The sequence below is a fragment of the Providencia sp. PROV130 genome (genome assembly GCF_028482225.1).
Classification (GTDB): domain Bacteria; phylum Pseudomonadota; class Gammaproteobacteria; order Enterobacterales; family Enterobacteriaceae; genus Providencia; species Providencia rettgeri.
The window spans coordinates 25308-36880 of sequence record NZ_JAMPQC010000001.1 but is presented as its reverse complement, the minus strand read 5'-3'; the positions used below and the strand labels follow the sequence as shown (position 1 = coordinate 36880).

Here is an 11573-nt window from a genome sequence, read left to right as displayed (position 1 = left end):
AGATTTTTAACTAGATTTTTAACTAGATTTTTAACTAGATTTTTAACTAGATTTTTAACTAGAGAATCTTCTAAATAATTCGAGTTATAGCAAGGCGGCAATCGAGGATATCTTGGGGAGCATACACCAGTATGTGACCCAAGTAGCCGAGTGAAGCCAACACCGCTATAGCTCGAAGTATGACGAAGATTAAAGGATGGTGACCCACATAGGTCCTTTCCCTACCCCATAGCGTGCTAATAAACGCAATTTTCCCGTAATCGGGTCAATTTCAGAAACTGAAACGTGGTCTGATTTTTGCCCGCTGGAAATTAAGAAACGACCTGTCGCATCAATATTAAAGCCCCTTGGGTGCGTCTCTGTTGGGTAACGTGCTTCTAATGTTAGCTCGCAACCGTCATCAGAAACCAGATAGTGGCTGAGGTAGCTTTCAGAACGTTCACTAACATACAAATGGCGGCCATCTGGCGTAATATGGATATCGGCAGCCCAGCGCTGGCTTTCGTTACCTAATGGGTAATTTGCCAAAGTTTGCATGTTACGATAGCGAGTGAATTTACGATATACGCCTACCGTTGAATCTAACTCATTCACACAATAAATGACCTTTTCAGTCGGATGGAAGGCCAGATGACGAGGGCCAGATTTTTCAGCCGTAGTAATTTGGTCTGCAGTTGCTTCGGTTAAATAACCATTTTCATGTAAATCGAATAAACGGATATGGTCTTCACCTAAGCAAGGCACCCAAAGCTGTTGATTATCAACATCAACATGAGACGAATGTGGATTTTGCAATCCTTCAATCACTTGAACGACTTGGTTTGGTACACCTTCATCATTGATAGTCAGAACTGATAGATTATGTTGATGATATGAAGGAACAAATAAATATTTGCCCGTGTTATCCAATGATAAGTGAACTGGCGTTCCCGGAACGGATGTTTCTGCTTTTAAACGCAGTGTCCCTTTGCCTTCAATTTCATAGGTTACGACACGAAAATTCGGGCGCACACCAATATAAAGGTATTTTTTATCATGGCTTAATACCATAGGTTGCACTTGGCCTGGTGTTTTTACTGTTTGTAAAAGAGTAAGTTCCCCAACCTCATTCATCAACCATACGTGAATTTGCTGACTCTCGGGGCTCGCAATATAAACAACCTGATTCATCCTGACTCCTTAATTCATGATAAAAATACAAAACCGTATCTATAGTCCACTACATTGGCTTCACTATACCCTATATTATGCAAATCACAGTGAGTAAATAGCGCCAAAGTTCAGCGTCATGAATTTAAAGCTACAATTAATTCATCCAATAACTCAGAGGAGGATGCTGACACCAAACTTCCCCCATTGATCACGTTTGTTTTATTACCATTAATGTTTGCATAATAAACTCCAGCTTCAGTAAGGCAAGGTAAAATAGCCGCGATATCCCATGGTTTCATTAACGTATCAATAGCACAATCGATCCTTCCTGCTGCTACCATTAAATGCTGATAACAATCATTTATAAAAACCATATCTTGAGCAGAATTAACGACATTTGATAGATTGTAAGCTTTGTTACCTTCTCTGTTATCAAAATTGGTACTGTGTATACCTGATATCGAAACAACAGCTTCGCCTAATTTTTTCGTTTTTTTTATCTGAGTGCATATCCGTTTTGGTGCAAGATCACCTTTTTTAGACCAACACCCGTTCCCTAACGATGCATAATATATAGAATCAATAGCGGAAAATGATATAACTCCGACAAGGGGAATGCCACTTTCAACATAAGCAATTAACGTACTAAATAATGGAACGCCATACAAAAATGCTCGTGTTCCATCAATAGGATCTATTATCCATCCGGTAGAAAATTCACCTTCAATATTTGTTCCGAACTCCTCCCCTAAAATAGGAATATGTGGAGTTCTCGCCTGAAGTACTTCTCTTATCACATTTTCTACTTTAAGATCTGTAGCGGTAACAATGGTGTTATCTATTTTTCTGGTAAATGTACCAGCTTCGTAAAAACCTTTTAGTAAATATTTACTAGCAGTATTCGCGGCTTCTAAAGCAATATTTAACACTGTAGAACTCCTTAACTAGCTTTTTGGTAACTCATTGCAACCCTAACGTTCTCAACATAAAACGATCAAGATTTCCCTTGAATGATTCAACAGTAGACCATGCAAAATCTGAGTGCTCAGAGCTTAAACAAACATGACCAGAGCATGAAACATTAAAGTTTAATTGGATACAACGTTGGCCCATTGCTTGGTACTCAACCGCACCGGAAAACCCAGAAATTTCAATAATTATCATTCCGGTTTCTTCTGCGATTTCACGACTAAGCGCTGTCTGCATATCTTCATCACACTCCATGCCACCAGAAGGAATTTCCCATACATTTGGCATGAACTCGCCTTCTGAACGCTTCAAAAAAAGAATTTTTGAATCATGTCCAGCTTTGATTAAACCGCCTACAACAACACGATCATAGTTTTTAAGTTTGGACATGACTGAATGAGGGATATATTTTTCTATCATCTTCGATACTTCTCTGCAACAGATGAAATGATTGATAAATAATTATCAATAAAATTGAAACGCTCTTCTCCGTACCAAATATCCAACTTAAACATACTATTGTGAAATTTTATAGCATTTCCGAAATAAGCTTTATTAATTCGAATTTTCTCACCATAGTCACGAGAGATTTTATTTGGTGAGTGAAAGAGAGAATATTCATTGATAGGGCACGTTGAGCCAGGTATATCAGCCTCAAGTGCACCAGCTTGGTTTAATATATCTACGAATTCATGCAGACCAATTGAAAATTTAGACTGATCAAACATAACTGGCATGGCATACCAAGCTGGGTTCGCTTTTTTAGGAATGCGAACTATCTTTAAACCATCGATCTGCTCAATTCCAGTTTTCAATAAATGAGCAGTTTCCCTTTTTTCTTGCATCATCTGCTCAAAGTTTAGCATCTGAGGCATAACAACCGAAGCACCAAGTGGGTGCATTCGTAAATTAAGGCCAGTCCCTGTAATAGCAAAATCTCTTAAACTATCAGTGTTCACTTCCTTTTTTGCACGCTTATTAAAATGCCCGACTAACACAGCTCGTTCGTAGAATTCACGATGCTTAGTGGCAAAGAAGCCACCTTCGCCTGAAGTTAGTATTTTCTTACCCTGAAAACTCCAAGCAGAACCATCAGAAAAACTCCCAATCATTTTGCCATCCCAAGTTGCTCCATGTGCATGAGAACTATCTTCTAATAAAAGAATTTCGTGTCGTTCGCATATATCTATCAGTTCATCCATATCACACGGTATCCCCCACATATGTGTAATAATCACCGCTTTTGTTTTATCGCTAATCAGGGCTTCTACGGATTTTGGATCTACATTGCCATTATCCCCACAGTCTGCAAATTTTAGCTCAGCGCCTAGCTGGTGGAGTGGAGAGCATGTAGCAAAGAATGTATAGCTAGGGACTATTACTTCATCCCCTCGGCCTATACCAGCACCATAAAACATGGAAAATAATGCTGTAGTACCAGAATTAACAGCAATTGCATTTTCTACATCAAAAATTTCTTTAAATGTACTTTCTAGGCGCTCGTAAATTCCACCATTATCATAAATTGAGATATCTTCAAAAAGTTGCCTATTAACACTATCTTTAATTTCATCTGTAATAATTGGATGACTAAACTTACAGTATTTTGATTTCATCATACTTCCATTCCTTTTTATTTTATCGCTTTATAACCACTTTCTTTGAAAGCAATTTCTAAAATATCGGTCACGGCAAGTGAACTGACTAAGTTACTATTGAAACTGTCTTGAGAATCACTGAAAAAAAGCTCTCGATACATACGAACAAATGGTGACTCAAGTGCATTAATAAAATTAAATTCATTTATTATTTTTTGTTTCTTTGACTTAACCTGAACTATATTTTCATTTCCATAAATAATACAATTATTACTTATTAACGTTACATCTTCATGTTTCTTATATCCTACGCATGATATATATATAAAAATAATTGTATCTCTGCATTGTAACTCTACAAAAGCAACATCATCAACATCATATTCACCAGAAGAAGTATTTATTAACCTAGAGTAATTAACATTAATTTCATCTCCATCAAATAAATAGTTTACTAAATTTACAATGTGATAGCCCATATCCAACCAAACACCACCACCAGAACTCGCATGACTGCTTCTCCAGTCACTATTTGGATTTTTACTAGGAATAGTGTATCTTATTTCTATTTGGGAGACTTTTTCTTCTGTTGAGATTAAATATTCTTTCAGTTTTTCATAAGCTAACGTATATCTCTTTTGACAAACAGTAAAAAATCTCATATCATTTTTAATTATTAAATTCTTTAATTTTTTCGCCTGCATGACATTTAAAGCAAATGGCTTCTCTTTTATTATTGTTATATTATTTTTACAGCAATAAAAAATTACATTTTCATATAACTCATGAGGAAGAGCAATAATAATTGTATCTGGCTCAATTTCATCGAACATTTTACGATAACATAAATAAGTAGGAGGACTGTAATTTAATAATAATTTTGTTTTATAAATATTACTTATCGATATATCACACAGCGCACTAATACTCACCCCCAAACTACATAATGCAGGTATGTGTTCCTTTCTTACAATATTCCCACATCCAATTATCGCCAACCTCATATAATTAAATCCCCATATTAATGGCCCAACTATTTCGCATGAAATTTATTTTCAATTTAAAACGACATGCATATTAGTTAATATTTTACAAAGAAAACAATCTAAGAAAATTACTTTTTATATTATGCTTGTTTATTTTTAATAAATAACGAAGTATATTATTTCAACTTGATTTTTTAATGTAACATCAAAGTTTTATTGGCTACCACAATAAACCCTTTATTCTTACTAGCAAGATGCTAAATACTATCTAAATAACCTTCGCCACAAATCACTTCAATGTAGTATGAGTCCATGCTAACAACTTTTTGAGCGTTCGAAATTTCAATTCTGCAATTTACTAAAAAAACGCCTCATTATCTTAAAATTTTAAAATCATAGTCGATATTGAGCTTTTCACATCAAAAGTATCTACCTAAACAATATGGAATATCTGTCTCTGACAGACAACCTCAACAACAGCTAGATTTAACAATGCCAATTAATATTATCTACAATTTATCGCAGCTATTAGTTTAATTTCGCTTTAACTGTAAAAAATGACACCAACACCACTATATATATCGTGCCAAGAACAAATAATAGTGATACTAAAACGGTTCAGTTCGTTACTATTATCCGCTATGATGATAAAACAACCTTAGCTTACTAACATGAATATGATAGTTTATAGCTGTGCTCAATATATCCTCATCTCCTATACTGATGCTGCCAATCATCGTATAGATAACTCTAAAATCACGTGGAGCCGTTTATGTCATACCGCGTTATTGCGCTCGATCTTGATGGAACACTACTTGATCACCAAAAGAAAATTCTACCGGAATCTCTAGCTGTCTTACAGGAAGCCCGTCGCCAAGGCGTTAAGGTCATCATTGTGACAGGTCGTCATCATGTCGCTATTCATCCGTTTTACCAAACCTTAGACCTTGATACACCAGCGATCTGCTGTAACGGAACTTATCTATACGATTATTTAGGCAAAAAAGTCCTAAAATCTAATCCGATGACCCTCGATTCAGTCACGCAAATGATCGATAAACTGCGTGGTACTGATATTCAACATTTAATGTATGTTGATAATGCGATGCTCTATAACGCGCAAACAGAAGGCATTAAACGTACATTAAATTGGGCCGAATCCTTACCTGTTGCACAGCGTCCAACCATTGAATTTGTTGAAGATTACGCTGATGTGATGCATAACTATGATTCTATTTGGAAATTTGCTGTTAGCTCACCAAATACAGATCAACTTCATCAAGTCGTTAGTGAAATTGAAAATGACTTTGGTTTAGATTGTGAATGGTCTTGGATGGATCAGGTGGATGTCGGCCGTAAAGGTAATAGTAAAGGCCAACGCTTAAAGGAATGGGTTGAATCCCAAGGGATGACAATGAATGATGTTGTCGCTTTTGGTGATAATTTCAATGATTTAAGTATGCTGACAACCGCAGGTTTAGGTGTCGCGATGGGTAATGCGGTTGATGAAATCAAGCAACAAGCTAAGCTCGTGACTCGAGTTAATACTGAACCGGGTATTGCTGAAGTTATCCGTAAGTACGTTCTGTAACGTCCAATTATTTTATTAATTCAAGGAAAGCTCAGCTTTCCTTTTCTTATTTTCTATTGTCACAACGCCAAGAACGACGAGTGATTATAGATGACGAGATAGCGATACAGCCTTCACTTGCGCATACACTTTTCTACCTTTACGAATAGACAGCTCATCCCTTGCCCAGCGGGTAATACGTGCCCATAAATAATGTTCTTCGCCTAAATCTAGCTTCACATCCACTTGTTCGCCATCTTCAATCCATTCAACCACTTCTGCGGCCAAAATATTTCGAATACTGCTCACTTGTGGTTTTTCAAGCACCAAAGATACATCCGATGCATCAATACGTATCCGAACGTTAGTGCCTTGTGGTGCGTTAACACGTGGGATCCACAGCTTTTGGTTACCCACAACCACCGCTGTCATCTCATAATCAGGGTGTTGACTATGTACAGTTGCACTTACCACACTGCTTAACGTTTCTTGCTGTAACCAAGGGCGCAATGCACTACTTGCCCACACATCTTCAAGGGCACCAAAGGCTTTAACTTTACCTTGTGCCATCACGATGACTTTATCTGCTAAACGCAAAATTTCATCTAGGCTATGACTGACGTATAAAATGGGGATTTTAACGTCTTGAGAAAGCTTTTCTAAATACGGCAATAATTCCCGTTTTCGGGGTAAATCCAAAGACGCTAACGGCTCATCCATCAGCAAAATTTCAGGCGCGGTAAGTAATGCACGTCCAATCGCGACTCGTTGTTTTTCGCCACCAGAAAGGGTTATCGGGTAGCGATTGAGTAATTTTTCAATGCCAAGCAGCCCGACGATATCGTCGAAGCGGGCTTTCATTTCAGGCGCCATGCCATAACGCAAATTGCTTTTCACCCGATAATGAGGAAATAACCGTGCATCTTGAAATACATAACCGATATGGCGTTGTTCCGGCGGTAAACAAATTTTCTTTTCAATGTCCACTAACGTACGGCCATTGAGAACAATGCGCCCTTTATTCGGTTTAGTTAGCCCACCGATTACATTGATAAGCGAGGTTTTACCTGCACCAGAAAGCCCAAAAACCGCGGTAATACTTTCCGTTGGCAATTGTGTTTTAACTTCTAACTGTAAGTCGCCTAATTTTTGTGAAAAATCGAGTTCTAACATCTTAGGCCACTCCCAAACGCTTTTTACCCCAGCGGGTTAGCCACTCGGAGATCAATAATGAAATCAAGGCTAAAATAATCGCAATGACACATAACCGCGCAGCGTCTACTTCTGCCCCCGGCGTTTCAATTAAGGTGTACATCGCTAATGGGATGGTTTGTGTTTCACCTGGTATATTCGAAACAAAAGTAATTGTGGCGCCAAATTCACCAAGTGAACGTGCAAATGCTAACACTGTTCCGACAATAATACCGGGAAGAGAAAGCGGAATGGTTATCGTGAAAAATACCCGTAATGGTGTCGCACCTAGTGTCCTCGCGGCTAATTCCAATTTTTGGTCAACCGCTTCAAGCGCTAAACGAATAGCACGCACCATTAGTGGAAATGCAACCACGGCAGACGCAAGCGCAGCACCCCGCCAACTAAAGGTAAAGCTAAAGCCAAACCAGTTATATAACCATTCACCGATAAAACCGCGTTTACCCATACTGATCAATAATAAATACCCCACTACCACTGGTGGCAATACCAGTGGTAGATGGATAATACTATCAAGCAGTGTTTTTCCAGGAAAATTACAGCGGACCAATACCCACGCCATTAAAATACCTAATGGTAAACTGAAAATTACAGCTACACTGGATACTTTTAGACTTAGGTAAATCGCTTCCCATTCATAAGGACTTAACATCTGCAAAAAATGCTCTCTTAACGTTTATTTAGTACGAGGTTCAAAACCGTAACGTTTGAATACTTCTGAAGCCGCTGGCGTTTTCAAGTATTCATAATAATCACGCGTTGCTTGGTTATCTTGATCTTTAACAATTGCCATTGGGTATTCAACAGGTTTATGAGTATCTGCTGGGAATATACCAACAACTTTAACTTTTTGGCTTGCGACAGCATCTGAACCATAAACAATACCTAAAGGCGCTTCTTGACGTTCAACTAATGCCATACCACTACGTACGTTATTCGTACGTGCTAATAGTGGGTCAACCGTTTCCCATGCACCCAAGTTGCTTAACGCTTCTTTTGCATAAATACCAACAGGCACGTGATCAGGGTCACCTACTGCTAACCGACCACCATCTAACAGTTTTTTCCAATCAGTTTGTTTATTAATTTCGACTTTATCAATTTTTGCATCTTTCGGTGCGATTAACACCAATTCATTACCTAATAATGTATAGCGTGTATCTTCGACCATCAACTTTTTATCGATAGCATAATCCATCCATTGTTGGTCAGCCGAAATGAATAAATTAGCGGGGGCACCTTGCTCAATTTGGCGCGCCAACGTTGAGGACGATGCATAAGAAGCAACAACCTCAACCTGAGTGTCTTTCTTATATTGTTCTGAAATTTCATTCAATGCATTCGTCAAAGAAGCCGCCGCAAAAACCGTAATTTTATCTGCTGCAAAGCTATGGCTAGCCATCGTTAACGTCAATGTTGCGCCCGCGAGAAGTGATACCAAACCTTTTTTCATTTTTATCTACCCTAGTATTAATCGACACGTTATATATAACAGGACACAGCGATAACTTAAAGTCAAACTCGCGATAAAAGTGTGCTGGCGCAAGAAATGATGCAATTTTGTTGCATGTTTTCCCTAAAAGAAAAATTAGCCGATTAAAAAACGCACAAGCATTCAAATCGTTTTGCTATAGAAAACTTTCTATTCCCCTTATAACTTTATCGGCACAAGTTGTGCACATTTCAGTATTCCATTCCACTTTTACAAACGACATAGCAAAGGTAATTATATGGTGGCCTTTCCAACAAAGCTTAGTACGCACTTTATTGCAGAATTAACAGTCGAACAGTTTAATGGACTGTTTGATAAAGAAATAGCATCTGAAACCTTAGCTTCTTTAGCAAAATCGGCTAGTGATGGGAACTTAGAGAGTATCGATTTATTACACAATATCGCTCTACGACAAGACAGCGAAGGAAGAAAAGCAGAAAATATTCTGTTTGATTTATTTAGCGGAAAGCTGCCTGCAAAGAAAGGTGTAGATAAAGAAATACAAGAAACTAGCAAAAAATTATATCAATTACACCTTAATACAAAAATAAAAAAACACCTAAAAGACTCGAAACTAACGACCCCTTCTAAGCTGCTTTATATTGTCGGGTCTGCAATAGAAAAAGTTATTGATAGACTTGGTTTAACAAAACTATTGATGAAAAATGAACCCGCGGAATCCACTCTTTGGGATAATAACAGGATGACAACAAGTGATGAGATTGACGCAAGCAATAAAAATAACCCAACTTTGCCATCAAATATGACAGTCAATGACTCAATAGGCCTCACCCAAAGCGGGTACAATTTATTAGCAGAAATAATTGAACAAAAAGTCTTAAATAGCAATACATTAAACCAATTCGAATTATTCCCTATCAATGTTAATGATAACCATTGGATCTTGTTTGTGCTCTATCAAGCAGATCCAACACATCAATCAGCAAATAATAAAAGAAAATGCACTCTATTTAATTCATACGATAACGTGAGTACCGATATTCGAAAAGAAATAACAGTGGCAGCCAAAAAGGCCGGTGTTACTGAAGAAGATATCACTTACATAGAAGGAAACATCCAACAGAACGTACCTAATGGCTGTGGATTATTTGTTCTTGCCGCAATGAAACAATTAACTGAAAATATTCAGCAAGATCCTGAGAAAACGCTCAAACAATTCCACCAAGATTTCTTAGATAAAACAATTCATGAACAAGAGCAATTTAATCTTCATGAACGCCGGCAATTATTTTCTACTTACTACGATAACGAATACCGACCATCATGAAATTCCTCTCCAATATGAAAAACCCCCTGACTGCATTTACAGTCAGGGGGTCTATAATCAGTCAAACAATAAATTTTGTTAAAAATTACTTGTTTTCAGTGTTGTGATGATGAGGTACATGTGCTTTAGACAGTAAGTTAAAGAACGCGCCCAAACCGTAGATCAACCCCATGATCAAAAACATAACGACTGGAACCATCATCAGGGCAAAACCCAAACTTTTAATTAGTTCAAACATAGGAAAAAGCCTCTTCAGTGATACTGTGCCCACCAGCCTACAAGATACGCCGACGAGGGAAAACTTGACTCTCAGTACATTGAGTATAAATCAAATCAAAATAATAACGCACAATTACGTTATAATGGAGACTATTTTAGACAAAATATTATACTAACGACATACTAAACGTGCTTTTTACGTCTGTCATCACCAGCCACGCCGGAAGGGAGAAATTTATGCAGGCCGAAATTTTACTCACACTGAAACTACAGGGCAGTTTATTTGCGGATCCTCGCCGTATCGCGCTACTAAAACAAATTAAAGCGACAGGGTCAATCAGCCAAGGTGCTAAACTGGCAGGGATAAGCTATAAAAGTGCTTGGGATGCCATCAATGAAATGAACCAACTCACTGATGATATCCTTGTTGATAGAGCGACAGGTGGCAAAGGCGGTGGCGGCACCACACTCACTCACTATGGTGAAAGATTACTCCAACTTTATGATTTACTTGCACAAATTCAACAAAAAGCCTTTGATGTACTTAAAGAAGATAATCTCCCTTTAGACAGCTTATTAGCGGCTATTTCACGGTTTTCATTACAAACCAGTGCCCGTAACCAATTTTTTGGTACCTTAATTTCCCGTGACCATATGCAAGTTCAACAACATGTACAAATTCGCTTAGCCGATAACAGCACTGTGATTAATGCCGCACTAACAGAGCAAAGCGCTAACCGTTTAGGGTTAACGGAAGGGAAAGAGGTTCTCGCATTGATTAAAGCACCTTGGGTAAAAATTACTAAACAACCCAACCCAACAGGCTTTGATAACTACCTTGCAGGGAAAATTACCACTTTAGAGAGAGGTGATGAGAACAGCGAAGTAATAGTGACACTCACAGGCGGTGAAACTTTATGCTCAACCATGCCAAACAGTGAAATTGATAGCCAATCTTTGAAAATGAATAATAGCGTTACTGCACTATTTAATGCTGACCAAGTGATTATTGCCACCCTGTGCTAATTTGTCCTGCTTACTTACTATAAAAGTAAGTAAGCATTCACCTTTTTTTCCTGCCATGCTG

General features: G+C 37.9%; 12 protein-coding genes. 3 read left to right on the top strand and 9 right to left on the bottom strand.

Translation table 11 applies throughout. The annotated features are described in order from the left end of the window. Positions 1 to 189 precede the first annotated feature (189 nt). The 5 genes from pgl to PSF28_RS00150 form a co-directional block, all read right to left on the bottom strand. On the bottom strand, positions 190 to 1170 hold the full coding sequence (gene pgl / locus PSF28_RS00170) for a 6-phosphogluconolactonase (protein ID WP_123382144.1): 981 nt from the start codon (positions 1168 to 1170) through the stop codon (positions 190 to 192). 116 nt (positions 1171 to 1286) lie between these two features. Continuing rightward, entirely contained in the window at positions 1287 to 2081 is a 795-nt protein-coding gene (locus tag PSF28_RS00165; RefSeq protein ID WP_109910963.1) for an inositol monophosphatase family protein, read from the bottom strand. Between the two features lie 31 nt (positions 2082 to 2112). Beyond that, positions 2113 to 2541 (bottom strand): NUDIX hydrolase, encoded by a 429-nt coding sequence (locus PSF28_RS00160; RefSeq protein WP_004909135.1) that lies wholly within the window; start codon positions 2539 to 2541, stop codon positions 2113 to 2115. Beyond that, positions 2538 to 3740: a DegT/DnrJ/EryC1/StrS family aminotransferase gene (locus tag PSF28_RS00155; RefSeq protein WP_109910962.1), complete on the bottom strand. Its 1203-nt coding sequence runs from the start codon at positions 3738 to 3740 to the stop codon at positions 2538 to 2540. Before PSF28_RS00155 ends, PSF28_RS00160 begins: the two co-directional genes overlap by 4 nt. 14 nt (positions 3741 to 3754) lie before the next feature. Next, positions 3755 to 4723: a Gfo/Idh/MocA family protein gene (locus PSF28_RS00150; RefSeq protein ID WP_117162181.1), complete on the bottom strand. Its 969-nt coding sequence runs from the start codon at positions 4721 to 4723 to the stop codon at positions 3755 to 3757. A gap of 754 nt (positions 4724 to 5477) precedes the next feature. Between PSF28_RS00150 and PSF28_RS00145 the strand changes: the two genes are divergently transcribed. Beyond that, entirely contained in the window at positions 5478 to 6296 is an 819-nt protein-coding gene (locus PSF28_RS00145; RefSeq protein ID WP_109910960.1) for a pyridoxal phosphatase, read from the top strand. Between the two features lie 84 nt (positions 6297 to 6380). On the opposite strand, the gene modC is transcribed toward PSF28_RS00145, so the two are convergent. The 3 genes from modC to modA are packed head-to-tail and all read right to left on the bottom strand — an operon-like array spanning position 6381 to position 8940. Next, positions 6381 to 7448 carry a molybdenum ABC transporter ATP-binding protein ModC gene (gene modC / locus PSF28_RS00140; protein ID WP_272684429.1) on the bottom strand — a complete coding sequence of 356 codons (1068 nt, stop codon included), beginning with the start codon at positions 7446 to 7448 and terminating at the stop codon, positions 6381 to 6383. A 1-nt stretch (position 7449) separates the two neighbouring features. Continuing rightward, entirely contained in the window at positions 7450 to 8139 is a 690-nt protein-coding gene (gene modB, locus PSF28_RS00135; RefSeq protein ID WP_094962413.1) for a molybdate ABC transporter permease subunit, read from the bottom strand. A 24-nt stretch (positions 8140 to 8163) separates the two neighbouring features. Further along, on the bottom strand, positions 8164 to 8940 hold the full coding sequence (gene modA, locus PSF28_RS00130) for a molybdate ABC transporter substrate-binding protein (protein WP_247605447.1): 777 nt from the start codon (positions 8938 to 8940) through the stop codon (positions 8164 to 8166). Between the two features lie 277 nt (positions 8941 to 9217). Here modA and PSF28_RS00125 point away from each other — a divergent pair, with 277 nt between their 5' ends. Continuing rightward, positions 9218 to 10267: an ElaD/SseL family deubiquitinase gene (locus tag PSF28_RS00125; protein ID WP_272684428.1), complete on the top strand. Its 1050-nt coding sequence runs from the start codon at positions 9218 to 9220 to the stop codon at positions 10265 to 10267. Positions 10268 to 10352: 85 nt separating this feature from the next. Here PSF28_RS00125 and PSF28_RS00120 read toward each other — a convergent pair whose 3' ends face one another. Next, a complete protein-coding gene (locus tag PSF28_RS00120) occupies positions 10353 to 10505 on the bottom strand; it encodes an AcrZ family multidrug efflux pump-associated protein (protein WP_004909125.1) in 153 nt (50 codons plus the stop codon). A gap of 218 nt (positions 10506 to 10723) precedes the next feature. Here PSF28_RS00120 and modE point away from each other — a divergent pair, with 218 nt between their 5' ends. Beyond that, positions 10724 to 11512 carry a molybdenum-dependent transcriptional regulator gene (gene modE, locus PSF28_RS00115; protein WP_210839911.1) on the top strand — a complete coding sequence of 263 codons (789 nt, stop codon included), beginning with the start codon at positions 10724 to 10726 and terminating at the stop codon, positions 11510 to 11512. Positions 11513 to 11573: the final 61 nt, after the last annotated feature.